This is a genomic window from Acinetobacter sp. R933-2 (assembly GCF_030325485.1).
Lineage (GTDB): Bacteria > Pseudomonadota > Gammaproteobacteria > Pseudomonadales > Moraxellaceae > Acinetobacter > Acinetobacter sichuanensis.
This window is the reverse complement of record NZ_JACAIJ010000007.1, coordinates 126,443-151,290: the sequence shown is the minus strand read 5'-3', so window position 1 is coordinate 151,290 and position 24,848 is coordinate 126,443. Positions and strand designations below refer to the sequence as shown.

24 protein-coding genes are annotated in these 24,848 nt (G+C 36.3%); 15 read left to right on the top strand and 9 right to left on the bottom strand.

Annotation, left to right across the window (positions count from 1 at the left end; genetic code table 11):
• Positions 1 to 56 precede the first annotated feature (56 nt).
• Entirely contained in the window at positions 57 to 1,214 is a 1,158-nt protein-coding gene (locus tag HX005_RS10205) for an NADH-dependent flavin oxidoreductase (RefSeq protein ID WP_286377273.1), read from the bottom strand.
• A gap of 167 nt (positions 1,215 to 1,381) precedes the next feature.
• A complete protein-coding gene (locus HX005_RS10200) occupies positions 1,382 to 2,302 on the bottom strand; it encodes a LysR family transcriptional regulator (protein WP_286377272.1) in 921 nt (306 codons plus the stop codon).
• Positions 2,303 to 2,549: 247 nt separating this feature from the next.
• Between HX005_RS10200 and HX005_RS10195 the strand changes: the two genes are divergently transcribed.
• Genes HX005_RS10195 through ttdB form a run of 3 tightly spaced genes read left to right on the top strand, consistent with a single transcriptional unit; the run spans position 2,550 to position 5,390 of the window.
• Positions 2,550 to 3,851: an MFS transporter gene (locus HX005_RS10195; protein WP_107008619.1), complete on the top strand. Its 1,302-nt coding sequence runs from the start codon at positions 2,550 to 2,552 to the stop codon at positions 3,849 to 3,851.
• Between the two features lie 34 nt (positions 3,852 to 3,885).
• Complete coding sequence (ttdA, locus tag HX005_RS10190) at positions 3,886 to 4,785, top strand: L(+)-tartrate dehydratase subunit alpha (protein WP_286377271.1); 900 nt, start codon at positions 3,886 to 3,888, stop codon at positions 4,783 to 4,785.
• Positions 4,782 to 5,390 (top strand): L(+)-tartrate dehydratase subunit beta, encoded by a 609-nt coding sequence (ttdB, locus tag HX005_RS10185; RefSeq protein WP_107008621.1) that lies wholly within the window; start codon positions 4,782 to 4,784, stop codon positions 5,388 to 5,390. The genes ttdA and ttdB overlap by 4 nt, the downstream gene beginning before the upstream one ends.
• Before the next feature lie 78 nt (positions 5,391 to 5,468).
• On the opposite strand, the gene HX005_RS10180 is transcribed toward ttdB, so the two are convergent.
• The gene (locus tag HX005_RS10180; protein ID WP_286377270.1) at positions 5,469 to 6,464 is read right to left on the bottom strand and encodes an aliphatic sulfonate ABC transporter substrate-binding protein; all 996 of its coding nucleotides are present in this window, start codon (positions 6,462 to 6,464) and stop codon (positions 5,469 to 5,471) included.
• A 305-nt stretch (positions 6,465 to 6,769) separates the two neighbouring features.
• Here HX005_RS10180 and HX005_RS10175 point away from each other — a divergent pair, with 305 nt between their 5' ends.
• The 4 genes from HX005_RS10175 (at position 6,770) to HX005_RS10160 (ending at position 9,192) form a co-directional block, all read left to right on the top strand.
• Positions 6,770 to 7,729, top strand: a complete 960-nt coding sequence (locus tag HX005_RS10175; protein ID WP_286377269.1) for a TauD/TfdA dioxygenase family protein — start codon at positions 6,770 to 6,772, stop codon at positions 7,727 to 7,729.
• 326 nt (positions 7,730 to 8,055) lie between these two features.
• Positions 8,056 to 8,589, top strand: coding sequence for a PadR family transcriptional regulator (locus HX005_RS10170; RefSeq protein WP_286377268.1), 534 nt, complete (start codon positions 8,056 to 8,058; stop codon positions 8,587 to 8,589).
• A complete protein-coding gene (locus HX005_RS10165) occupies positions 8,586 to 8,873 on the top strand; it encodes a DUF3861 domain-containing protein (protein WP_286377267.1) in 288 nt (95 codons plus the stop codon). The genes HX005_RS10170 and HX005_RS10165 overlap by 4 nt, the downstream gene beginning before the upstream one ends.
• 46 nt (positions 8,874 to 8,919) lie before the next feature.
• A complete protein-coding gene (locus HX005_RS10160) occupies positions 8,920 to 9,192 on the top strand; it encodes a DUF2798 domain-containing protein (protein ID WP_286377266.1) in 273 nt (90 codons plus the stop codon).
• A gap of 149 nt (positions 9,193 to 9,341) precedes the next feature.
• Here HX005_RS10160 and HX005_RS10155 read toward each other — a convergent pair whose 3' ends face one another.
• The 5 genes from HX005_RS10155 to HX005_RS10135 all read right to left on the bottom strand — a co-directional run bounded on the left by HX005_RS10155 (position 9,342) and on the right by HX005_RS10135 (position 14,437).
• Positions 9,342 to 9,914 carry a TetR/AcrR family transcriptional regulator gene (locus HX005_RS10155; RefSeq protein ID WP_286377265.1) on the bottom strand — a complete coding sequence of 191 codons (573 nt, stop codon included), beginning with the start codon at positions 9,912 to 9,914 and terminating at the stop codon, positions 9,342 to 9,344.
• A 24-nt stretch (positions 9,915 to 9,938) separates the two neighbouring features.
• Positions 9,939 to 11,138, bottom strand: a complete 1,200-nt coding sequence (locus HX005_RS10150) for a multidrug effflux MFS transporter (protein ID WP_286377264.1) — start codon at positions 11,136 to 11,138, stop codon at positions 9,939 to 9,941.
• Between the two features lie 303 nt (positions 11,139 to 11,441).
• Positions 11,442 to 12,296: a helix-turn-helix transcriptional regulator gene (locus HX005_RS10145; protein ID WP_286377263.1), complete on the bottom strand. Its 855-nt coding sequence runs from the start codon at positions 12,294 to 12,296 to the stop codon at positions 11,442 to 11,444.
• A 186-nt stretch (positions 12,297 to 12,482) separates the two neighbouring features.
• Positions 12,483 to 13,856: a hypothetical protein gene (locus tag HX005_RS10140; RefSeq protein ID WP_286377262.1), complete on the bottom strand. Its 1,374-nt coding sequence runs from the start codon at positions 13,854 to 13,856 to the stop codon at positions 12,483 to 12,485.
• An 80-nt stretch (positions 13,857 to 13,936) separates the two neighbouring features.
• Positions 13,937 to 14,437 (bottom strand): flavin reductase family protein, encoded by a 501-nt coding sequence (locus HX005_RS10135; RefSeq protein ID WP_107009343.1) that lies wholly within the window; start codon positions 14,435 to 14,437, stop codon positions 13,937 to 13,939.
• Between the two features lie 210 nt (positions 14,438 to 14,647).
• On the opposite strand from HX005_RS10135, the gene HX005_RS10130 reads away from it, so the two are divergent.
• The 7 genes from HX005_RS10130 to HX005_RS10100 all read left to right on the top strand — a co-directional run bounded on the left by HX005_RS10130 (position 14,648) and on the right by HX005_RS10100 (position 22,476).
• The gene (locus tag HX005_RS10130) at positions 14,648 to 15,562 is read left to right on the top strand and encodes an alpha/beta fold hydrolase (RefSeq protein WP_286377261.1); all 915 of its coding nucleotides are present in this window, start codon (positions 14,648 to 14,650) and stop codon (positions 15,560 to 15,562) included.
• A 24-nt stretch (positions 15,563 to 15,586) separates the two neighbouring features.
• Positions 15,587 to 16,951 (top strand): LLM class flavin-dependent oxidoreductase, encoded by a 1,365-nt coding sequence (locus HX005_RS10125; protein WP_107009345.1) that lies wholly within the window; start codon positions 15,587 to 15,589, stop codon positions 16,949 to 16,951.
• 10 nt (positions 16,952 to 16,961) lie between these two features.
• Complete coding sequence (locus tag HX005_RS10120) at positions 16,962 to 17,381, top strand: RidA family protein (RefSeq protein WP_286377260.1); 420 nt, start codon at positions 16,962 to 16,964, stop codon at positions 17,379 to 17,381.
• A 304-nt stretch (positions 17,382 to 17,685) separates the two neighbouring features.
• On the top strand, positions 17,686 to 19,185 hold the full coding sequence (locus HX005_RS10115) for an APC family permease (RefSeq protein ID WP_286377259.1): 1,500 nt from the start codon (positions 17,686 to 17,688) through the stop codon (positions 19,183 to 19,185).
• A gap of 90 nt (positions 19,186 to 19,275) precedes the next feature.
• On the top strand, positions 19,276 to 19,602 hold the full coding sequence (locus HX005_RS10110) for a hypothetical protein (protein ID WP_286377258.1): 327 nt from the start codon (positions 19,276 to 19,278) through the stop codon (positions 19,600 to 19,602).
• Positions 19,603 to 19,615: 13 nt separating this feature from the next.
• The gene (locus HX005_RS10105; RefSeq protein ID WP_286377257.1) at positions 19,616 to 21,016 is read left to right on the top strand and encodes an NAD(P)/FAD-dependent oxidoreductase; all 1,401 of its coding nucleotides are present in this window, start codon (positions 19,616 to 19,618) and stop codon (positions 21,014 to 21,016) included.
• Entirely contained in the window at positions 21,013 to 22,476 is a 1,464-nt protein-coding gene (locus HX005_RS10100; RefSeq protein WP_286377256.1) for an NAD(P)/FAD-dependent oxidoreductase, read from the top strand. Before HX005_RS10105 ends, HX005_RS10100 begins: the two co-directional genes overlap by 4 nt.
• 81 nt (positions 22,477 to 22,557) lie before the next feature.
• Here HX005_RS10100 and HX005_RS10095 read toward each other — a convergent pair whose 3' ends face one another.
• Entirely contained in the window at positions 22,558 to 23,493 is a 936-nt protein-coding gene (locus tag HX005_RS10095) for an AEC family transporter (protein WP_286377255.1), read from the bottom strand.
• A gap of 405 nt (positions 23,494 to 23,898) precedes the next feature.
• On the opposite strand from HX005_RS10095, the gene HX005_RS10090 reads away from it, so the two are divergent.
• Complete coding sequence (locus tag HX005_RS10090) at positions 23,899 to 24,816, top strand: LysR family transcriptional regulator (RefSeq protein WP_286377254.1); 918 nt, start codon at positions 23,899 to 23,901, stop codon at positions 24,814 to 24,816.
• Positions 24,817 to 24,848 lie beyond the last annotated feature (32 nt).

The window sequence follows — 24,848 nt, the reverse complement described above, 5'->3', positions numbered from 1 at the left end:
TTGTCAATCAACAAAAATGACTTTGTATAAAGCACAATAGGGGAAAATAGAAAAAATTATAGATAGGTTACATTATCAATAATTCTTTGTGACTCATCACCAAGTCCAATAATGTCAAAACCTGGCATATCTCGAATAAACTCTAAAAATGGCGCTTTTACGCCTAAGTCATCTAAGTCTGCGACATGAAGCTGATAACGAATCGTATCCTGTTGTCCTGACATGACTTTTTCAACCCAGTTTGGATCTATAATCAGTTGATGACCCAATGCTACAAAGTCAGCATCTTTTTCTATAACTGCTTCAGCTTGTTCAGGTGTACGAATATGACCAACAGCAATCACAGGTTTTTGAGTTGATACCTGTTTAATTTGGCTAATAATTGGGACAGTATTGGATGAGTCACGCACGGATGTACGCCACACATTGCCCATTGAAACATGAATATAATCAATAGCTGTATCTTGTAATTTTTCTACAAAATAAACAGTATCTGCTAAGCTGATACCGGGTTGTTCTATCTCTTCAGGTAATAAACGATAACCAACAATAAAAGATGGATCAGCAAATTGTTGTTTGATTTTCATAACTTCATCAATAACAGTCAAAGGAAAAGATAAGCGCTTTTCTAATGAACCACCCCATTGATCTGTACGACGGTTAGAATGTGGTGAAACAAATTGCTGTAGTAAATATGTATTTGCACCATGTAGTTCTACACCATCAAAGCCTGCTTCTATCGCACGTCGGGTTGCCTGAGCAAAATCTTGAATATGTTGTAAAACCTCAGTATGACTGAGTTCACGAGGAGTTTCTGCACCATTTCTTGGCGCTGCAATGGCACTGGCACTGACAGGTTGTAAGCCACGAGTAATGTAGGAGTTGGTCATACGACCTGCACTAAAAATTTGTAAAATCGCTTTTGCGCCACGCGACTTTATTGCAAATGCAAGCTTTCTCAATCCTGCAATTTTACTGTCATGATCTGCTCCTAATTGTCCCTCAAAACCTTTACCTTCACGATTGATATAGGCTACAGGAGTAATGAGTAAGCCAACACCACCTGCACGTTGTTGTAAATAACTGATTTCTTCTTGAGTTACTGTGCCATCTTGAAATGCCATTTGTTCAGTCATGGGGGCTAATACAACACGATTTTTAATTTCAACACCATTAGGGAGAGTAAATGGGGTTAGAAATTGATAACTTTTCACTTGATATTTGCCTGATCAAAAAAATGTAAAGTCATGGTAGAGCATCTATTCGGGAATGTGCTTCCCAGACCAAGTGCCTGAAAAGCCCCGATTCCATAGTGTTTATATCATTGTTGGGTTGTTTTGCGGTGTAAGTGACTCAGGTTGAATACAACATGTTTTGATTTTTAGTTGATGCATGATTCATTTTTCAGGGAGGTTGAATGCTTGAGATGATGTATCAAATGTTCCAGAAAAAAAGCAACTCGGGGTGAATGTTCCAAACGATCTGTATATACCGCATAAATATCAGCAGGAGGGGTTTGGTATTCTTTTAAAAGTTGAATTAAGCGTCCACTTTTTAGATATTTAGCGACATCCCATTCTGCACGCATCAAAATTCCATGCCCATCTAATGCCCAATCCAAAGTGACTTGCCCATCATTACTGCTTAAATTGCCATGAACTTTAACAGTGTCTTCTTTCTCGCCTTTAGAAAAACGCCAATTGGCATAAGCAGTTTCATTTTGCCTAAGCACAATACATTGATGTGAGGTCAAATCTCTTGGCGTTTGTGGAATACCTGCATGTTCTAAATAAGCAGGAGCTGCACACAAGAGTCTGCGATTTTCAGCAATGCGTTTGGCAATCAGACGTGAGTCAGGCAGTTGACCAAAATGAATCGAAACATCAATGGCTTCATTGGGCAATGCAATGGGGCGATCTGTTAAATGTAGTTGTACTTCGACTTCAGGAAATTTTTGCACAAAGGAAGAAATAGACGGCGCAATATAAGTTCGACCAAACCCAAAAGGGGCATTTACACGCAATAAACCTTTCGGAGATGTCCGACTACGAGCAACAAGTTGCTCCATTTCTTCAATTTCCCGCAAAATTCTCAGCGCGTTCTGATAATAAATTTCACCTTCATGGGTCAGGCTGATCCGACGCGTTGTTCGATTTAACAGTCGAACGCCTAAACGCTCTTCAAGATGACTTAAACGGCGGGAAACAGCAGGTGGTGTGAGGTTTAACTCTCGGGCAGTTGCCACCAGGCTACCTTGTTTTATTAGTAAGCAAAAGAAGGCTAATTCGTTATCTGAGTGCATGATTAATAAATTTTTTGCAATAGTGTTTTAACTTTATATCGATTCATTGATTTTGAAAAGTATCTAATATGCATATCACGTTACCCCCCTGTAGCAATGAGTGCTTTGAAAATACTCAGGTTATAAACAAAAAAACATCATATAAGGAATGTGATGAAGAGCGGGGAGCTTAGCGCCAGGTTAATTGTTTGCCATCACGCTGTATGGGGCAATTGACGGGTTAACGCACATCATATGGAGACAGCAGATGGACATGGATATTGAGAAAAGGACGCTAAGAAAAATCAGCTGGCGTATTGTTCCATTTATCATGATTTTATATTTAATTGCCTATATTGACCGTGTCAATATTGGCTTTGCCGCCCTGACCATGAAACAAGATCTGGGTTTTAGTGCTTCCGTTTTGGGTTTCGGAGCAGGTATTTTTTTTCTGGGATATTTCTTATTTGAAGTCCCTTCCAATGTCATTTTACATAAAGTTGGTGCACGCATCTGGATTGCACGTGTCATGCTTTCTTGGGGAGTAGTGGCAGGTGGAATGGCTTTTGTTGAAAGTTCAACAAGCTTTTATGTCATGCGTTTTTTATTAGGCGTCGCTGAAGCAGGCTTTTTCCCAGGCATCATTTTATATCTTTCTTATTGGTTTCCTGCCCGACATCGAGCTGGTGTTATAGCCATGTTTATGGCTGCTGCCCCAATGGCGGTGGTCATTGGTTCGCCACTCTCCGCAGCATTGTTGCAAATGGATGGGATATGGGGATTTGCAGGCTGGCAATGGATGTTTGTGATTGAAGCCATTCCTGCGGTTATTTTAGGTTTTATCGTATTTTTCTACATGACGGATAAACCTGCACAAGCGAAATGGTTAAAAGATGATGAACGTGCTTGGTTGGTAAAGACCATGCAGGATGAAGATGTTGGTAAAGACAATCAGCAACATCACAGCATTTTACGTGGTCTGATAAATCCACGCGTATTGGCACTGGCATTGGTTTATTTTGGAACATCGGCGGGTTTATACACTTTAAGTATCTGGGCACCGCAAATTATTAAAGATCTTGGCGTGTCGTCGATGACAGTAGGATTGGTCAATGCAATTCCGCCTCTTATTTCAGTGGTTGCAATGGTGCTGTGGTCACGACACTCAGATCGTACAGGTGAACGCAGTTGGCATGTCGCACTTGCTTGTATGTTTGCGGCAATAGGTTTAGTGATCGCAGCAAGCAGTCATAACATGCTTGGATTGATTGCGGCATTGACCATCGTCAATATTGGCATCAGCTGTTCAAAACCTCCACTTTGGAGTATGCCAACGATCTTTTTATCTGGAACTGCTGCTGCAACAGGCATTGCAACCATCAACTCAATCGGAAATCTAGGTGGTTTTGCAGGTCCTGTCATGATTGGTTGGATCAAGGATCAGACTGGAAGTTATGCAGGTGGACTTTATTTTGTTGCGGGTTTGCTTGTGCTTTCGACGCTGCTCACAGTGATTTTAAGTATGACCAAAAAGCCTGAATTAAGTGTGTCGAAAACCGTAAATCAGTAATTTAAAAATTGTAGATATTGAAGAGGAGTACCACATGGACAAGCAAATTGCAGTCGAGTCTTTGACTGATACCATGGCAAAATTTACCGCTTATATTGGTAAACGATTACCCAAAGATGTGAAACGTAAGCTCATTGAATTGCGAACATTGGAAACCAATCCTTTGGCAAAGTCGATTTATGATTCTATGGATGAAAATCAGGAAGCGGCAGATCGCCTCAATCGTCCTAGCTGTCAGGATACGGGTGTAATTCAGTACTTTGTCGAAGCGGGTGCAAATTTTCCGCTATTAGGTGAATTACAGGATATTTTAAGAGAGGCGACTGAAGAAGCTACACGTACAGGTCCATTAAGACATAATGCGGTTGAAACTTTTGATGAAAAAAATACAGGTACCAATACAGGAACACAAATTCCGTGGCTGGATTGGCGTATTGTCCCTGAATCAAACAGTTGTACCATAGATGTCTATATGGCGGGTGGCGGTTGTACCTTGCCTGGCGCTGCCAAAGTACTTATGCCTGGTCAAGGCTATGAAGGCGTTGCTGAATTTGTGATGGATGTCATTACAGAGCGAGGCGTCAATGCTTGCCCACCGCTTTTGGTTGGTGTCGGCGTTTCAACTTCTGTTGAGACAGCAGCACGCTTGTCTAAACTTGCCATTATGCGTCCTGTCGATTCGAAAAGTGAAAATTCACGTGCAGCATTGATGGAAGATTTGTTGGAACAAGGTTTAAATGAAATTGGCATTGGTCCACAGGGATTGACTGGAAATAACAGTGTTATGGGGGTCAATATTGAATCTTCAGCCCGTCATCCTTCTACTATTGGGGTGGCAGTGAATACAGGTTGCTGGGCACATCGACGTGGCAAGATCAAAATTAACTCAGATATGTCTTATGAAATTCTATCTCATGAAGGAGTTGTACTGTGAAGAAAATTTTAACGACTCCCATCAAAGATGAAGATTTAGCAGACTTAAATATTGGCGATGTTGTGTATTTGACAGGTCGTTTGGTGACTTGTCGTGATGTGGCACATCGACGATTGATTGAGCAGGGGCGTGAGTTACCTGTCAATCTTGAGGGTGGTGCAATATTTCATGCAGGTCCAATTGTCCGAAAAAAAGAAGATGGGCAATATGAAATGGTATCGATAGGACCAACGACCAGTATGCGTATGGAAAAATTTGAACGCCAGTTTATTGAAAAAACGGGTGTAAAATTGATTGTTGGAAAAGGTGGAATGGGTCCTGAAACAGCCGCAGGTTGTCAGGAATTTAAAGCGGTACATGCAATTTTTCCTGGTGGCTGTGCCGTATTGGCTGCGACGAAGGTTGAGGAAATTGAAGGTGCAGAATGGCTAGACTTGGGAATGCCTGAAACGCTTTGGATCAATCGAGTCAAAGTGTTTGGACCCTTAATTATTTCAATTGATACCAAAGGAAATAATTTAATTCAGCAAAATAAAGCAGAGTTTCAAGCAAAAAAAGCGCCTGTATTGGAGCGAATTAGTAAAGAACTAAGCTTTATTCGCTAGTCGTCTCTTAAGATCAAGACAACATCTTCAATTTAGTCATGTTGTCTTGATTTTTTATTTAGAACATTCATCTTTTATTTATTGAATGAGCCATGCCGCTTTCTGAATATCAATTTTTTGAGGAATTAATTTAACTGTATAAAAAGAATCAGCAATTTGTTGTTGAGAATGTAAAATATTTGAGTTTACAGCACGAATAGTAATATCTTTAGGACGTTTATCTAAAGACTTTTTTGCAATATTCGGATCTTGCCCAATGGCTTGAGCATAATAAGTGATTGTTTGTTCAGGATGCTGTGTCATCCATGTGTTTGCATTGTTCGCTACAGTGATAAATTTACTGACAACATCAGGATGAGCATTTAAATAGTGAGGATTTGAAATATAAAATTGATAAGTTGCAGGAAATGAAGCACCGTCAATCAGTACTTTCGCTTTGGTATCACGTTCTGCGACCGCTAAAAAAGGATCCCAAATGACCCATCCATCAAGAGCATGTTGGTCAAAGGCGGCACGCGCATCAGCTGGTGCTAACCAAACAGGCACGATATCAGACCAAGTTAGATTTGCTTTTGCTAATATTTTTCCAAGTAGCTCATGCGAGCTAGAACCTTTTTGAACAGCAATACGCTTTCCTTTTAAATCAGCAAGTGTAGTAATAGAACTATGATCAGGAATAATCAGAGCTTGTGAACGAATAGGTACAGCTTCATAGGCAACATAGCTGATATTTTTCCCTGCAGCTTGAGCAAAAATAGGCGGAGTATTTCCCACAAAACCCAGATCTACAGCTCCAACCGAAAGAGCTTCAAGCATTTGCGGTCCTGCTGGAAATTCTTTCCATTGAATTTTTGCCTCAGGAAATTGTTGTTCTAGTAATTTTTGTTGTCTGACGATGAGGAGTGTAAGCGCTGATTTTTGATAACCAACAGTAATATTTTTAATTGTGGTAACTTGTTGTGATGCATTAGATTTTTTACTAGAAGACACAGGTGTTTCAGGTTTTTGACAAGCACTTAGTCCAAATATAAATAGAGAAGTTAAACCGATTGAAAAAGTTGTCTTGAATCGCATAATTTATTTTCATTGATCAAAATATCATTAAAATAAAGTAATCAGCTTTGATTTGAATGTTTAATCATTTATTTTTGATTATTTAAAATTTTTTAATATAAAGCTGACTTACTAGAGCATTAAATGGCATTTTTTTGAAAAAAACGTGACTTATTTTGAAATTTAATCGAGTTTTTTAAATGATTTTTTCTTGTTCTTTGGCATCGTAAATTTATTTGATAAGCTATTCATTTTTTAACATTTGTAAGATTTTTTGATTGTTTTAATCTGAATATTAAAAGGATATCAGATGAGATAATGAAAAAATGACCAATTTAAGCCAACTTTCACAAGCCATTCAGAATGCGCCACAATGGCATTTTTCTGAACAACTCCAAAATGATAATGAAATTAAAATAGTACCATTAAAAGATCAGGCTTTAGGTGCAGAAGTGTATGGTTTAGACGCGCGTAAAGCACAATCGGGAGCAACTATTTTTAAACTCAAGCAGGCTTTGGCTGAACATTTAATTTTGATTTTTAAGCAACAAAGTTTGGATGATTTACAGTTTTTAGCATTTTCTAGTTATTTTGGCGCTATTTTTAGACCAAGTGCTGATAATCCTGTTTTAGGCAGTGCATTAGATACAGGTACACCGCCTGATGTCGTTCCTGTGTCCAATGCGGTAGGACAAGGTGATTATACAGGGAATGGTGAATTGTCTCCCCATGCAGATCATCAGTGGACGCCAACACCTTCATTTGGTTCGTTATTATATGCAGTTGAGCTACCTAAATTGGGTGGAAAAACATCTTGGTATAATACAATCAAAGCATATGACGCCTTAGATGAACAAACAAAGCAACATATTGAACATTTACAGTTAATTACCTATAACCCATTTGTTCGTGTACAAAGTAATAATGGTCAACAAAATTATGCAATAAATACACCATATTATCGTTATAAAGATCAACCTATTTTAGGGCATGCTTATCCACATCCTTTAGTGAGAACACATCCTGAATCTGGACGTAAAGCACTATGGTTAAATACACGTTCTGAAGTTGAGTTGGTAAATTATGATGATCAAAAAGGAAGTGATTTAGTTGCTCAGTTACGTGAACATATTTTAAAACCTGAATTTAAATATGAACATCACTGGCAAGTTGGGGATATTGTATTTTGGGATAATCAAGCGACTTTACATTCTCGTGAGCCGTTTCCTGCGGATCAACGACGTTTGTTAAAGCGTGTTAGTCTCGCTGGTGGTCGACCATTTTAGTCAAAATAACATGAGATTTAAACTGAAAATAAATCCCTAACTGTTGAGTTAGGGATTTATATAAATATATTTAGAACAATAATATAGATTTATTTTTTGTAATGAGAATATTAAATTTTAGTCAAAATAAATTGCTTGAAAATTTTTATAAGCAGCTATTGTATTTGTCCCGATAAAGCCAAAAAAATACTTCAATAATTTTTTAGATTTATTTCATACATTTAAAAATGTTGAATAAGTGAGATAAATTTACATTCATTTTTTAGTTGAGATTTTTATTAAGACTTATTAAGATATATCTTAATGAATTTGTGTTGATTAGATTTATGAATGAAATATTGAGTAATACATTGTTGAATGATTCGGATCAAAGCTCACGTAAAAGCCGATTATTTGAATCTGGGCATATGAAGTTATTAGTTCTTGCGATAATCGAAAAAAACTCAAGATATGGCTATGAAATTATTAAAGAAATTGGTGATCTCGTTGGCGGTGGATATACACCAAGTACAGGGACAATCTATCCAACTTTGGCATATCTAGAAGATATGCAATTTATTGATGTAGAAAAGCGAGAAGGTGCACGTAAACATTATACAATTACACTTTCTGGAAGAGAGTATTTAACAGATCAAAAAGATCAATTAGAACATCTATTTGGTCGTTTAGAAACCCGACGCAAAATTCAAAATAATCATCAATATTTAGATATTCATCGTGCAATGGAAAATTTAAAAACAGCATTAAGACTTCAGTTAAAAAACAATACGTTGAATGATGAAATTATTCATCAAATTGCAAAAAGTATTGATCAAGCCGCTGTTGAGATTAGTCGTATAAAAAATGAGGCGCAATCATGAAACAGCATGAGTATCAAGTTATTGTAAAACATATTGCCGATGCCAAAGGGCATCCATCCACCTATGAACAGGATCTAACATTCACTGCTTATAATCATGATGATATTTTTAAAGTACTCGGTTATTTACAGGAAAAAAATCTACTGAATGATGAGTCGGTAAAGCCTTTTGCTGTCGGACTAAAGTTAATGGGAGAAGTGTTATTAGAAAATAAAGAAATTCCTTTATTTAAAGAATTTTTACCACATTTTATTGAGTTGATTAAGTCACTTAAAAAGCTTTAGAACCATTGTTGTATTTTTTAAATGAATGAATATGAGTTGCTAAACGATGCAAAAAACTTCTTTTTTTAAGATACAGAAAATCCATGTAAAACATATGTCTTGGTTGATGCCTTTATTTTTATCAGGCTTAATGAGTGGATCTTTATCTTGTTTTAATCTTTTTATGAATCAAGGCTGGGTAGATGGTTTTTTCTATAAGTGGCTTTCCATTTGGTGTTTATCATGGGTCGTTGCTTATCCATTAATTTTAATCTTTATTCCTTTAGTTAAACGCCTTTTAATGTTGATTGTTCACATACCTAAAGCACCTGTAAAATGATCAAAATTTTTAATGCCATTTTAAAATGAAAGATCTAGCGATTTTAATTTTATAAGCATGAATGAAAATTCACTTATTATTTAATCAGTGACTAGTACAATCATTTGTGCTAATCACTCAATAATTTATTTTATTGATATTTATGTAAATTATTTTTTCATGCTGTTACGATATAACATCAGCATCGCATAAAGACGACGTTCATACATCGTTCCATCATAGAGCAATTCTACACTCAAACTATCTAAGATTCCTAAATATGCATCTGTATAAAGCTCTTGATCTTGTGGGCTGATCAGTGCTTGGGAGAGTTCAGCCTTGAATAATCTCATGACGTTTTCCATATATTTTCTATATGCTTCAATCACATGATCTATAAGATGTGTAGGCGGAACATAAGCAATTCGTGTCAAAAACTGTGAAGTAATTGCATTTTCATAACGAGACTTAATGGCATATAAATACGCTTCGCCAGGTAATTCATAAGTTGAATGATCCTGAAAACAGGTCTCAAGATAGGTACATTCAATTGTTAATGCATCTTCTAATAACTCTAAAAATAAAGCATCTTTACTTTTAAAATGTGTATAAATAGATGCTTTACGAATGCCTACAGCCTCAGCAATCGTATTTAAAGATGCACCTTCGTAGCCATTACGAACAAAATGCTCAAAAGCCGCATCAATAATACGTTGTTTAGATTTTGAGCGAGATGTTGTCATGATGGGATGAGTTCCTATAAAAAATTAGTGATGAAGCGCGTGTGCTTGCGTATTTCGAGTTCCCATAAATACCAGTACCAAAATTAAGGGACCAATAGAACCCAATAACATTAACCAATATAAGGCATCTAATTCAACCAATTGACCAGCAAGAGGCGTTGCAGTTGAAGAAAGAAGCATCGGAAATGCACCTAATAATGCTGCACTTGAACCTAAAGCCGTTTTTTGTGAGTCCATTGCAATCGCCATAAGCGTTGCTTCTAATATACCCAACCCAAATAAACCAAATGCAATACCAGACACAATGCCAATAAGACCGATATCTAAAGTGTGCATAAAAATACAAAGACTACTACCAAACATCATCATAACAGCACCAATCATGGCTAAGCGTGAAATCGCCATTTTCTTGACTAAATAAGCAGATGAGGAAGCACCCATAATTAAACAAATACTGGTTAAGCCGAAAACAAGTCCAAATTGTTCTGAACTTAAGCCATAATTTTTTTGATAAACAAATGATGAACCGCCAATATAGGAAAATAAAAAGAAATAGACTGCAGATAAGGCAAGTAAATTAAAAATAAATACTTTGTTTTTTAAAATTTTTATATAGCTTTGTGAGACAGCATATAAATTTAGCTCAATGCGTTTATTTACAGCTAAACTTTCTTTCAAGTTAAAAATGGTATTTAAAAAAACAGAAATTCCTAAAAAGCCTAAAGCAAACATGACGCCTCTCCAGCCATAGTGAGCGCCCACAATACCGCCAATTGCAGGTGCTACGATTGGACCTAATGCCACAATCGTATTTAGTAAAGCATAAAGTTGGGCTGCTTCTTTTCCTTCTGTCAAATCACGTACCATGCTCATGACAATAACGATTGCCATAGAAGCACCAATGCCTTGCAATGCTCTTGCACAAATCAGACTTTCTAGGCTTGATGCCAAAGCTGCCCAAAACGAAGCGCCAATATAGATGATCAAGCCGAATAATAATGGCACTTTGCGTCCAATTGAATCAGATAAAGGACCAAAAAATAGCTGTCCGACTCCCATAAAAATAAGAAATACAGTCAGTGTAATTTGTGTGGATGCATAAGATGTATGTAAATCTTTTGCCATATTTGGCATAGATGCTAAATACATATCAATAGCTGCTGGACCTAATGCAACAATAATTGCGAGAGATATGGTGAGTTTTAAACTCACGGATGTATTCATATAAATCAACTTTAACTACCTAACGATAGGTAGTTTTATATAGGATAGAACAACGATTTTCAATCAATATTTTTAATTTATTTGTGGATAAAAAATTATTGTGCGTATTTATTTAAATAAATTTATAAAAATTCAATATTTGCTTTGAATCAAATATAAAAGACGATTTGAATGTATGGTGGGTTTTCTTAACAGTATATTTTTCTAAATGAAAGTATTTATCTATGAAAAATTTGTCCATTTTCAAAATGATCAATAGAATATATTGAAATTTTAGGTATATTCTATTGATATATAAAGTTTTTAGGTCTGATAAGTTTTATGGCTATAAACCAAACTAAATAGCTCTCGTTGTGATGAAATTTCTAATTTTACATAAGCCCGCTTACGATGAGTCGCAATGGTATTAATCGAAATACTTAAGATTAAACCAATCGCAATTGCACTATAACCTAAGGTGATATACGCACAAATTTCAGACTCACGATGCGTTAATCCATAACGACATAAAATATGGCTAATTTTTTCAATTTTAAGCTGACGTTCTTCAGATGAGGAGTGTTCAATAACTTGCTGTTGGTTTTCAAAAGATGTATCTATAAGCGTTGGATGATTTAACTGCATCAATTTTGCATGTTGAACAGTACTTTGAACAATTAAATTGGATATACGTGTTAAGAATAACTTTTGATGATTTAATAAACGTCGTGCTGATTTATGGCGACATAAATTAATTGTATAAAAATGATCACCAACCTTATAGCTCCATGCGACTTCTTCACCAATTTCGAAAGGATCATAATATTTTTCTAAAATAATTTTAGAGTTTTTATCATTGCTTTTTAAGGTATTAATATCTAAAAAATGCGTACTGGCAATAAATGTAGAATTATATTGAATGTATTTAAATAATGGATCTGTATCATAATCAAGTGACATCCATGTTTCTATACTGCCATCAATTTCTTGATGATTATTAAAATCAATTTTGTAAGAGGACATGAGCTTACGTGGTTTTTTTTGATTTTCAGTATATTGATAACCTAAACAAGCAATAATTCCTAAATTTTCATGAAATAGATTCAGTAGTGAATGACCAAAATTATTTGAACCACTTGAAGAAATTAATGATGTAAGCGCCTCAGTTGAAATATTCATAATATTCCTTTATGTAAGCTAAGTTAAATTTTTTGCTAACATCCTATTAGCAATTTTTAGAGAATTTTCATTCAAATATTTAAATTTACTTAATGAAGTAAAGTTAGATCTTTCTAAAGTGTATTATTTTTATCAACGATGGCAAGCCATTTATGATTATTTTTTTAGCTTGCCGTTGGTTAAACTTTAGTAGGTAATTGCTGCTATAAGCCCTGCAAAAATATTCGTTTTGTCTGAACCGATTTGACTCCCATTATTTTTTGCTGATTTTTCAGGCTTATAGAAACTCAAAACAGGAATAAGAGAAAGGGTATCATTGACTTGATACATTGCAAAAAAATCGAACTCTTTGCCCGAATAGTTGGGTTGATTTTTGGTGTCAATAGATTCAAATTTATAAAAATTTGCACCCAATAATAAACTTTCATGAGGAAAAGCTTCTAGACCAATCATGTGAATATTTGCATTACTATTAAATGGTCCTGCAAAATTCCCTGCAACTTCCCCTAGAATCCAAGTGCCTAATTTTTCCACACCTACAAACATCGCATCCCAATGTTCAGAATAATGTGTATAGCGATAATTTACAGTGGGCGTCCATGGTAATTGAGTGAAATGATAACCAGCACTTGCATACCAAGCTTGATCATGATGTTTTTGATCAATCACCTCATATTCATCAGTTAAATTTTTTTCTTTTTCTTGTCGGCTATAATTAAATCCAAGTTTGACATTTTCTATACCCATATTACTTGTGCCATATAGACTATAAACTTGCATATTGTCACGCATAAATATCGTTGGATTGAGTCGCATGGCTTGGTTTTGATTGAAATCTAAAAACTGAATATAGTCTGCGCCAATATGATGATCGCCTATTTTATAACTTAAATCCAGCGAAGCAAATTCAGAAGATGCGTGAATGGGATTATCGGATTGTACCCACGCCAATTCTGTTTTTAAGCCTTCTGCCTGACCTACTTTAATCAATGCAGCTTTATGAAATGAACGACGAGCCGCTGTATAATACGCTCCACCACGGTTTACCATCTGACTGTCTGCATCTTCAAAGTTACGATTCTCACCTAAATTTGCACTATCATCGGTCACTAAAAAACCATCACCTAAATGATAAACTTGCGAACCAAAAGAAATATCTAAACCATTTTCCCCTAGAATTGGTAATAAATTTCCTGATTTCCAGCCAATGTAGGCATCTTCTAAAGAGGACTTATTTTCTGTGCCACGGCTATTACCTGCCATGTCTCCATCACCACGTGTAAAAGAAGTAACGCCTGCAATAGCACCATAAATATGGCTATCTGCTGTAGTATTTATTTTTCCTGAAAAACCATATTTAATAAAGCCTTCAGCCCATTGACTACCATTTTGATCTGTGGGGTAGTAGTTTTCTTGTGAATTAAATATTCCTACCCAACTACTTAAGTCAACATTGAGTTGTTTTTCGTTATCCTGATAAATTTGAGCTGCAAAACTATGCTGTGTAAAAATGAGATAAGACAATAAAATAGAAGGCTTAAATAAACTTTTTAGTTTCATTAATCGAAGTCCTTTTCCTTGGATCTGTGATATTTAGAAATAAAAAAGGTCAGTATTTTTTAGCTATACTGACCAAAACATTATTCAGATTTATCTAAAACTCTGAAATTTGATTTATGAAAAACGATAGGTTCATGATTGCCTTGCGTGAAAGATTTAACTTTGAGCAAAACCATGGTGTGATCACCTGCAGGATATTCAGCATATATTTCACAGGTAAAATAAAGTGATGCTTCAGGCAGGTACATTGCATTATTGACACCATAAGAAATATCAATATTTTCAAAGCGTTTGCTTTTATCTTTAGCACTAATCTGGTGACACAAGCTTTTCTGGTGTTCTGCAAAGACAGAGATTCCCAACTCTTTTGCATTTTTTAGAATAGGCCATGTCGATGATGTGTTTTGAATGGCAACACTGACCAATGCAGGTTCAAGTGAGATTCCAACATTAAAAGCTGCTGCAACAAGTGCATGGTCTTCATCATGATGACGTGCAGCAATCGCAACAACACCTGACGGATAGTGAGAAAAAGCTGTACGGAGTGCAGCGGTATCAAAAATAGAAGTATGTGTATTCATCGTATGTCCTTAAAGAGAAATGTGTGTTGATAAGTAAAGCTCAGCTCACAATCCTTTTTGATTGTTCCTAAATAAAATCTACATACGCTGCAAAAAAATACACTACTCCTGAAAGGTGACTTGTCATTTTGTTTGTCACCTTTTTATGTGATTGTTTAAATCCTATTTTCAGCCGAGATTAGTGAGCAAGATATTCTCGGAGTTTTCAACATGCCTCAAATTGAATTAATCAAAAACCTAAAGATTGACACTGCAAAGTTTGCGACACGTCAATGGAAAAATTGGACAGAACCTAAAATTATTGAGGTCGATGGGCTAGAAGTCGCATATCGTCGTGAAGGTCAGGGTGAAACTTTGGTGTATTTACATGGTGGTGCAGGAACACGCCAATGGGGACCTATACATCAAGCTTTAGCTGAAAAATTTGATGTGATTGCACCTGAGCATCCAGGTTATGGCGATACGCCACGTTTTGATGATCAACATTCTTGGGCAGATTTTGTCTTACATTATGATGCTTTTTTCCGAAAAATGAATCTGACGAATTTTCATTTGGTGGGCACATCTTTAGGTGCGTGGTTAGCTGCAAATTTAGCGGTATATTTTCCTGAGCGTTATGCTTCTGTGACTTTAGTCACGCCATTAGGTCTTCATATTGAAGATGAACCCTTCATTGATGTATTTCGTTTTCAGCCAGATGCGGCTTTGGCTGCTTTATTTAATGGTCGTGCGGCTGAACATGAGGAATTATTAACACAAGAAGGTGGTGTTCAAGATATTTTGCAAGCTTTTCATGAAGATGTAACATCGGCACTTTTATTTTGGAATCCACGTTATGACTATAAGCTCAATCGACGTTTACAGCGTGTTCAAGCACCGACATTGATTATTGCTGCTGAAGATGACCGTATTACAGGAAATTTACAACCTGTTCGTTATGCAGCGTTATTGCCAAATAGTGAGCTAAAAACGTTAAGTCATGTGGAAAATTCGCCTACCAGCCACGCTTTAGTTTATGAAAACCCAAAAGAAGTGACTGATCTCATTGTCAATTTTATTAATAAAAGTAAGCAAGCTGATGCATTGATTGGCAGCCTTAATCAAAAAGTTATAGAAAAAGCGTAAAAATAGATCAAAAAGGAATTGAATATGACAACATCAAACTCAGATGCATGCAAAATTAAACACGATGTCGAATTTTTTGGAACAGTAGAAGGCGTTTATCCAAATATTCCGTACTCTGGTGATCGTCCATCAAAGTCAATTTATATTGATTTACCGAATACTTATTATGATCCAATTCAAGGTCAGAACGTTTTAGAAAATACTTTGGACGTACTGGTGAGTATGGAAAAATATGGTTTAGACGGAGTGGCATTTACAGAGCAGCACAATGGACCAATTAACCCTTTTCCATCGGGTATGGTTGCAGCAGCTTATATTGCAGCCCGAACTTCTCGTTTAAAAATTGTGGCGAGTGGACCTTTGTTAAATGCTTACCAGTCTCCGATACGTTTGGCAGAAGAGATTGCATTGGTTAGTCAAATGTCACATGGACGTTTAATTGTTGGCTTACCGATGGGCTTAGGTCAACAATACCATTCTTTAGGTATGAATCCAGCAACTGCGCGTGAACGTCATAAAGAAGGTCATGATCTCTTAGCGAAAGCTTTGAGTGAGCCTGGACCATTTACATGGCGAGGTAAGTTTTTTAATCAAAATTATGTCAATGTATGGCCACGTTTAGATCATAAAGTAGATTTTCTATTGCCAAGTGGGGGTTCTTTAGAAACCTTAGAACTCGCTGCGCAACGTCGTTATACCTATCAAACTGTATTGAATCATCGTCCTTTAATGAAAGCAACGATGGATAAATTTCGTGAACTATGTCGTAAAGAAGGCTATGAACCAGACCCAAAACAAAGTGCGTGTGTGATTCAGGTACATGTTGCAGAAACCGATGAAATTGCACGTAAAGAGGTAGAGGCAGAATATTTATGGGATTACCAAAATTATTTTGAAACATCCGCAGTAGAAACCTTTCCACCAGGTTATACCTCGTTAAACTCAATGAAAGCTATTTTGTCAAATGGTTATGGTTTAGATACCAAAAAAATGACGCTACAAGATTTAATCGATAATAACTGGGTTGTTGTCGGCTCTCCACAAACAGTGATTGAAAAATTAGAAGAAACGATTTTAGAAACAGGCTGTGGTCGTGTTCTATTGAACTTTTCAACAGGTATTAAAAAACGTTGGTTATTGGATAAATGCCTCACCATTTTTTCACAAGAAGTATTGCCGCATTTTCGTAAAAATGGCAAACCATTGGATGAACGGACTTCTCCACAAGGTTTTGACACCACAATGGAATATGCTGTCAAACGTCGCAAAGATGTACCAAGCCCAGCCATTGTTCGTGATGGTTATCTAATTGATATTTGGAAAAATGCAATTCCTGGTGAAGATCCTGTGATTCGAAAATGGGAAGAAACCAACACGACACAGGGTTAAGGAATAGAACATGAATAAAGCTGTTTGGCATTCAAATTCACAACCAGAACCCCCTCATCCTTTTGCACATTTTTTGGCAAATGAGGACTGGATTTTAATCAGTGGTATTGGTGGGCATGATGCTAAGGGTCATATTTCAGTTTCTGTCACTGAGCAAGCCATAAGCGCATTTGAGAAAATCAAGATGATGCTAGAAAGTCAAGGCAGCGCTTTGAATCAAATTGTATGGTTTAGACCCTATATCACAGATCAGAAAGATGTTTTGGCTGTTGATGCTGTAATACGTCAATATTTAAATGGTGTACGAACAGCAAGTGCCGCTTTGACAATCGTCGGTTTAGTAGATTCACGTATGAAGGTTGAGTTTGAAGTCTGGGCATATAAGGGCGCAGTCATACAGAATGACAACTCAAATGTGTTTATAGACTAGCGTATTTAATCAAAATTTCCGAATGGAGCATGGACGACGTTCGGATATCTTCTACAAGTCTTGCTTTGAAGGGATTGAATTCATCTAAAAATGTATAAAAAATGATTTTTACATATTTAAAAAATAGAGAATATTCAATTGAGGATGCAATTTTTATTGCATAGCAAGTAAATGAGCATGGATGAACAAATAATATGTTGATATTAAATTAATTCCATTTGCAGTCATATATCTGCTGATCCTATCAGTATCCCTTTCAAAGCTTGCTTGTTGCAATTCATCATCAATGCTTGAAGGAACAACTATGAGCAATACATTAGAAAATCAATTTGCTCGTGCTGATGTGCAAGAAGTCGGCATGCCGCAAAAAACATTGACGACATGGAAAATCGTTGTACTTATTTTAGCCGCTTTAACGCCCTTATCTGTGGTGATGGCAACCTTGCCTTTAGGACTTGCCTTTGGTGGACCATCTTCGGCATTAACTTATTTACTTGCAGGTTCAATTATTGGCTTATTTTGCATTGGTTATGCTGAAATGGTACGTCAAATTAGCCGTCCTGGAGCTTTTTATAGTTATATTTGTCGTGGCATTGCTAAGCCTTTTGGGGTAGGTGCAGCCATGATCGCGGTTGTGGGATATGTATCAGGGTGTTTAGGTTCATTTGCTGTAGGTTCTGCGGTGATTGGCGAAACAGTTACATCTTTAGGATTTAATTTAAGTTGGCAAACGAGTCTGGTCGGCTTAGTTATTTTTGTTGCTGTGATGGTATGGAATCAGATTGATTTTAGCGCATTTATTGGTGGTCTGATCGTTATTTGTGAATTATTACTGATCGCAGCTTTACTGATAGGAATTATTAATTTACATGGCATTCAAGCGACATTTTCTCCTGAAGTGATTCAATGGAATATATTTCAATATGGTAATTGGCATGTTGCATTTATTTTTTCATTTTTGGTTTTTCAAGGCTTAGAAGCAGGTGCTTTATATGCACCCGAAACCCGTAATCCTGAAAAAATGATTCCCCGTGCTTTAGCAATATCAGTGACCATTTTATCTTTAACCTTTTTTCTCGTTTCATGGGCACTTATTTCATTTTCTAGTCCAGCAACTTTGATGGATCAAGTCATATCTCAACATATTTTTGGTTTTATTATTGCGGTTATTCAAGCATCGCTAGGCGAAACAGGATTGTTTTTATTTGGTGTTGTCACTGTGCTTGGAGTAATGATCTGTACTTTAGCCGTTGTTAATTTTATGGCGCGTTATTTAAATGGTTTAGCAGGCGATAAAATTTTACCTCGTTATCTTGCGACTTTAAATCGAAATGGCGCACCTTCAAATGCTGCATTTACCTTAATTGCAGTGTCATGCGTTGTCATTATTTTTTCTGTGTCATGTGGGATCAGTCCTTATAGTCAGCTAAGTCCACTTGGTTTTGGTGTTGCTGCGATTAGTGGTACATCATTACTTATTTTGTCTTCTTTGGCTGTTGTTGGCTATTTTATGCGTAGTAAAAAGAGCCAAGGTCATTGGTGGAAAACTTTTCTCGCACCTATTTTTTCAATCATACTTTTAGTCATGGCGATGTATATCGAGTTAAAGGGATTTAACTTTATTACAGGAATGGAAGCTGCATGGACGAACTATTTGCCTTTATTGGTCTTGTTTGCATTTGTATTTGGCTTTTTTTATGCACTATTTTTAAAGAAAAACAAAAGCAGTATTTATCACCATATCGCAGCAGGCGACAACATGGAAGAAGTGATCCGTATTCGTGAAGAAAATCGTGAAGTCTAAAAATGAACAGACTAAGCAAGTAAAGCAAGCAAGTAGAGCAAGCAAGTAGAGCAAGCAAATAGATCATACACGTCTAATCTGAGAGAAAATATGAAAATTATTGCAACAGAAACACATATAGAAATTATAGAGCTAGATGACTTTAACAACTTTCATGTCGAAGCTTATGGTGATGTCAATCAAGTCATAGAACATTTTATCCAAGCGAAAGCAGGGCTTGTGATCAATCAGGAATATGCAGAGCTGAGCCTAGATTTTATTAAACAGCAAGCAGGACATAAATTACAAGATGCACATTGGATGTCGAGTCTAAATCATATGCTGGATTATGCTTTAAATAAAGGCTGGTTCAACCCAGCTCAACAAGCAATAAGAGCGCATATTGAATGGATGACGCTACAAAAATCTGAAGTATAGAAGGGCATAGATCATGAAAAAAACTATGATTTCTGATACGGCACTCAATTCAATTCAACTATTGCCGCAGCCACGTCACACTGCTTTAGGTGTGTTAAGGTCTGTGGAAGTAAAGGGCACGCATGTTTTACCGCAGTCTGCTGATGTTGTCATTATTGGAGCAGGGATTTGTGGTGTATTGAGCGCTTATTATTTAGCGAAACAAGGCAAAAAAGTTGTGGTATGTGACAAAGGTGAAATTGCTTGCGAGTCTTCTAGTAAAGCTTTTGGTTGGGTATCTCAATTGCTCACTTCGGAACATAAAGTAAAACTGACTCGACGTAGTAAGTACTTATGGCGAGCGTTACAGCAAGAAATCGGCGAATTGGGTTATCGTGAACAAGGTATCACTTATTTTGCAGAATCTGCCGAAGAATTTCAGTCTTATCAAGATTGGTTGACCTCTGTGCAGTCACATGTCGATCCTGATATTAAAATTTTGCAAGCACATGAAGTCAGCCGCATTGCCACCGAATTTTCAGGTCAATGTTATGGTGCAATTACTGCACCAACCGATGGTTGTATTGAACCTGTGCTCACAACGGCTGCGATCGCAGAGGCTGCCAAAAAGCGAGATGTCATTTTTGTGACACAATGTGCGGTACGTGGTTTAGATCTACAAGCAAAAAAAGTGCATGGGGTATTTACTGAAAAAGGATATATTCAAACTTCTCAGGTTATTTCAGCAGTTAATACATGGACACGGATTTTTTGCGCACATCATCATATTGATGTTCCTCAACTTTATGTAATTATGTCAATGGGAAGAGTAGAAGACTTTAAAGATAGTCCTATGGGATGTGGCGGTAAAGGTGCTTTTGCATGGCGTAAACAAATTGATGGTGGATATTCATTAGGACTGATCACTGGGATGAGCGCACCTATCACCCGTGATGCAATGAAACTATATAAAAAGTTTTTACCTATTCAGAAAATGTTAGGTGGTTCTAAAGGCGTTAAAGTTAATTTTGGTCAAAATACACTCAATGACTGGAAAATAAAACGAACATGGAATCATCATCAAAGCTCACCTTTTGAAACACATCGGAGCTTTACAGGTGCTGTTGATTTGACTGCTGCAGAAACATCAAAACAATTGATGTCTAAATTTTTTCCGCATTTAAAAACAAAATCTATTACTGAGTCTTGGAGTGGAACAGTCGCTTTTACACAGGATAATGCACCTATTGCGAGTGCAGTAAATAATATAGAGGGTTTTTATGTTTTGATGGCAAGTGGTTATGGTTTTTCATGGGGACCTGCACTGGCAGAAATGTTAAGTGATTTATTATTGAAACAGTCAGAGCATCCTGATTTACATACTTTTCGTTTAAGTCGATTTAGTGATGGTACGACTTTGGAGCCACAGTTATGAGCGAACAAGGGCATATTCAGGACTCTACTGTAGCGTATGGGCAAATATTTAAACATTTAACACGATCAGGTTTTGCTGTTTTAAAAAATAGAGGAGGAGTGAGTTTAGATCAGGGTATATCACGCGCACGGAAAGTACAAAGTGACTCAGTATTGCCTAAAACAGTGGATGTGGTCGTGATTGGTGCAGGCAATATAGGCAGTTTAACTGCTCTGACTTTAGTTGAACGTGGCTTAAAAGTTGTACTTTGTGAAAAAGGCAGCGTGGCAGGCGAGTCATCTGGACGTTCTTTGGGATATATCGAAAGCCTATTTTCAGACCGTGTTAAATTAGAAATGGTTGCACGTGCAAAAGTACTTTGGAAAGATATTGATCAGCGTGTACAAGGTCCTACAGGCTATGTCAAAACAGGTTCTGTCACAGGTTTTTTGTCTGAAGAAGGTCTAGCTGCTGCAGAAGATTGGGTGAATACCGTCAAAGATATTGAAGGCATTGATGGATATATAATGACCAAGACAGAACTCAAAGAAAAATCATATCATTGGAAAGAAGATTTTGTGGGTGGATTACATCAACCGAGTGATGCTTGTGCTGAACCTCAGCATTTTGCTTCCTCTGTTGCGGAAGCTTTTAGAGCCAAAGGAGGGCAATTATTTCAAAACTGCGCGGTTGGAGAAATACTAACACAAGCTGGAAAAGTGATAGGCGTTGCAACAGAGTTGGGTGAAATAAAGTGTCACTCAGTTGTTCTTGCTGGGGGAGCTTGGACACCCTATTTAGCAAAAAGTTTGGGTTTAGATTTACCACAATTTATGGCATTTGCCAGTATTGCGCGTGTTGGGTCATCAGCTATAGATCTAAACAGATTTGAAATGAATCAAAAATTTCCTTTAATTTCAGCGGAAAGTGATATTGCTGTTCGTTATTCTAGTCAAAATAGCGTCGATATTTGTGCGCCTGCTGTACGTTTACCTATCACTGTGAATATGTTGAAAAACATGCCAAAATTAATGCAAGCATTGGTTGCGATGCAAGGGCAATTTTCACCTGTATTTGATATTAATACATTAAAGTTTGAATATAAAAATATGCATAGTTACAAGGCAAATGGCTTAGCACCATTACAAAAATATCGTGTATTGGTTCCTGAAGTTTTTACACCACCTTTAAATGATGCAATACAACGTTATACAGACTATACGGCAGATCATCAAAGAACTTTGCAAGAAAGTTGGGCTGGATTTTTAACAACAACGCCTGATCATTTACCATATTTATCACAAGTAGATAGCATTTCAGGTTTGTTTATTGGTTCAGGTTTTTATAATGGTTTGACTGTAGCGCCTGCTGCTGCTGAGGCACTGGCTGATTTAGTCATGCAAAGAACACCTAAAATTGATTTAGCATTATTCCGTTTTAATCGTTTTATGAATGGTAGCCCGATTATTTTCCGTCCTTAGTTTGATTTTGGTTTAACTTTTTATAAAAAATAAAACCCTGAAATTTCAGGGTTTTTATCATTTATTTTATATAGAATTTTCTTAAACACGTAGATAATGAATCACTAAACTCATACTTACAATAGACAATAAAGTCGTCACCAGTAAAATAGGAGGAACTTTCTGCATATCATATTGTTGCCCAAAAACAGCATATAGCCCAACCATAGAAACACTCGAGAGTAACACGCCAGCAAAAATCATTTCTTTTGAAGTGTTTGGAACGATTAAAAAAATAACATAAACCAAGAGAGGCATGATAATCAGTTTTAAACCAGCAATAATGACAATATCTCTCGCTATTTTCTGTTGAGTATGGAGAGAAATACCGTATAAACTGCCACCAATGACACATAAACCTAACGGTGCTGAAGTTTGACCTATTGATCTTAACGTAAGTTGTAAAATTTCAGGCAATTGTCTTTGCGAAGCACTGAATATAAAGCCTAAAATAAGTGCAATAATTAATGGATTTTTAACAATATTCATCAGTCCTGATTTTAAAATTTGTTTTACGGATGTTTGCTGCTGACCTAACTCAAGACAAATGAGAAACATTAAAAAAACGATAAAATTTTCGACTAAAAAAGTCATACCAAAATAAATCGCTGCTTTTTCTCCTAAGAATAAATACAGTAAACCACTGCCAATAAATCCTGTATTTGACATTGCTGCGCCCATTCCCATAACAGCGGCATAGCTCATCGGCATTTCAAATTTCTTCAAATAAATCAATACAGTCACAATAAAGACGATACTCGACGCAAGACCGTAACTCATGAGATAAGGTATTTGTATTAACGAATGAAAATCTTGAGATGAAATACTGACCAACAACAAACAAGGCAATGAAACTTTAATAATAAATAGCCCAATGACCTTCATCGCCTCTTTATTTAATATAGAAAAGTACAGACTCAGATAGCCAATAAAAATCGTTATAAAGATTGGGAAAATAACAGATATAATTTCTAACATGTATATCCTTATACATTGAATGAGAAGTGAAATGACTATTTTGGATTGTGATTTTGACTTGGATCACAAAGAAGTATTTAAGTCGTGGTTTATTACATGATGCTTCATCGGCATTACAGATGAAAATCTATAAATATTGACAATAAATAAAAAATATTAGCATGTATTATTGATAAAAAAGTCATCCAATAAGGTGACAAAAGACTTGAGCGAGTTGATAAATTGATGGTGATTGGACTTCTTGCATTAGTTAATTTATTAGATGAAATCTCTAATAATCACAAAGGGTTTTTGTGTGTTTTTATGCATAAATTTGCTAAAAAATAAGATTAAATTGATTATAATTAAAATATTGTAGAATAATTTTCCCTTATTGAGGGGCTGTATTTAAACTAGGTAATATGTATGGAAATCAATCGTATCAGTGATTTATCTGCCTTTGTGAGTTCTGTGAAATATGGCAGTTTTACTCAAGCAGGTAAACATTTAGGGCTTTCACGCTCAGCGATTGGTAAAAGTATTGTACGACTTGAAGAACAAATGGCAGTACGTTTACTCAATCGCACTACACGTAGTCTGAGTTTGACTGATGACGGTCGTATTTTATTTGAGTACTGCCAGCAATTATTACAAAATCTGGATGAAATTGATCAGGTGATGGCAACACGACGAATTCATCCGACAGGAACATTGAAGATTACAGCACCACATTCGCTAGGGCATCAGTATATTTTGCCTGTATTACATCAATTTTTAAAAAAATGGTCTGCTTTAAATGCAGATATTTCATTTACTGATCGTTTTGTCGATATTATTGATGAAGGTTTTGATATTGGTATTCGTGTTGGTGAACCTAAGGAAGATTCACGGCTTTTGACACGTACAATTGGTTGGCAGCGTATGCAAACGTGTGCTTCACCTGAATATTTAGCGTTAAATGGTTATCCAGAGCAGCCACAAGATTTATACAAGCATCATACTATTTTTTTTAATGGCAGCGCACAACGTAAAAACTGGCGATTTAAAATTGATCATCAAATTTGGGTTTTTGATGGTGCTGAAAAAATGAAAATAGATAGCTCAGATGCAATTTTGGAATCAGCTATTTTAGGATTTGGTATTATTCAGTTACCTGCTTATTTAACTAAAAAAGCGATTGATCAAGGAAAACTCGTTGCAGTGCTAGAAGATTATGCGCTGACAGATGAGCCTATTCGAATTATTTATCCAAGTAAAAAACATTTATCACCTCGTATTCGTATGTTTATTGATGATCTCGTGGAACAATGGGGAGATCTTCCGCCTTGGGAACGTAATGAATAGACGCAAAATAGGGGTATTTCACGTCTAAATTG

Coding starts and splice junctions, on each gene's coding strand:
- HX005_RS10095 (WP_286377255.1), bottom strand. CDS start 23,493: ATGTTAGAAATTATATCTGTTATTTTCCCAATCTTTATAACGATTTTT.
- HX005_RS10125 (WP_107009345.1), top strand. CDS start 15,587: ATGACAACATCAAACTCAGATGCATGCAAAATTAAACACGATGTCGAA.
- HX005_RS10135 (WP_107009343.1), bottom strand. CDS start 14,437: ATGAATACACATACTTCTATTTTTGATACCGCTGCACTCCGTACAGCT.
- HX005_RS10145 (WP_286377263.1), bottom strand. CDS start 12,296: ATGAATATTTCAACTGAGGCGCTTACATCATTAATTTCTTCAAGTGGT.
- HX005_RS10160 (WP_286377266.1), top strand. CDS start 8,920: ATGCAAAAAACTTCTTTTTTTAAGATACAGAAAATCCATGTAAAACAT.
- HX005_RS10130 (WP_286377261.1), top strand. CDS start 14,648: ATGCCTCAAATTGAATTAATCAAAAACCTAAAGATTGACACTGCAAAG.
- HX005_RS10155 (WP_286377265.1), bottom strand. CDS start 9,914: ATGACAACATCTCGCTCAAAATCTAAACAACGTATTATTGATGCGGCT.
- HX005_RS10195 (WP_107008619.1), top strand. CDS start 2,550: ATGGACATGGATATTGAGAAAAGGACGCTAAGAAAAATCAGCTGGCGT.
- HX005_RS10110 (WP_286377258.1), top strand. CDS start 19,276: ATGAAAATTATTGCAACAGAAACACATATAGAAATTATAGAGCTAGAT.
- HX005_RS10100 (WP_286377256.1), top strand. CDS start 21,013: ATGAGCGAACAAGGGCATATTCAGGACTCTACTGTAGCGTATGGGCAA.
- HX005_RS10170 (WP_286377268.1), top strand. CDS start 8,056: ATGAATGAAATATTGAGTAATACATTGTTGAATGATTCGGATCAAAGC.
- HX005_RS10105 (WP_286377257.1), top strand. CDS start 19,616: ATGAAAAAAACTATGATTTCTGATACGGCACTCAATTCAATTCAACTA.
- HX005_RS10140 (WP_286377262.1), bottom strand. CDS start 13,856: ATGAAACTAAAAAGTTTATTTAAGCCTTCTATTTTATTGTCTTATCTC.
- HX005_RS10120 (WP_286377260.1), top strand. CDS start 16,962: ATGAATAAAGCTGTTTGGCATTCAAATTCACAACCAGAACCCCCTCAT.
- ttdA (WP_286377271.1), top strand. CDS start 3,886: ATGGACAAGCAAATTGCAGTCGAGTCTTTGACTGATACCATGGCAAAA.
- HX005_RS10175 (WP_286377269.1), top strand. CDS start 6,770: ATGACCAATTTAAGCCAACTTTCACAAGCCATTCAGAATGCGCCACAA.
- HX005_RS10200 (WP_286377272.1), bottom strand. CDS start 2,302: ATGCACTCAGATAACGAATTAGCCTTCTTTTGCTTACTAATAAAACAA.
- HX005_RS10090 (WP_286377254.1), top strand. CDS start 23,899: ATGGAAATCAATCGTATCAGTGATTTATCTGCCTTTGTGAGTTCTGTG.
- HX005_RS10180 (WP_286377270.1), bottom strand. CDS start 6,464: ATGCGATTCAAGACAACTTTTTCAATCGGTTTAACTTCTCTATTTATA.
- HX005_RS10115 (WP_286377259.1), top strand. CDS start 17,686: ATGAGCAATACATTAGAAAATCAATTTGCTCGTGCTGATGTGCAAGAA.
- HX005_RS10165 (WP_286377267.1), top strand. CDS start 8,586: ATGAAACAGCATGAGTATCAAGTTATTGTAAAACATATTGCCGATGCC.
- HX005_RS10150 (WP_286377264.1), bottom strand. CDS start 11,138: ATGAATACATCCGTGAGTTTAAAACTCACCATATCTCTCGCAATTATT.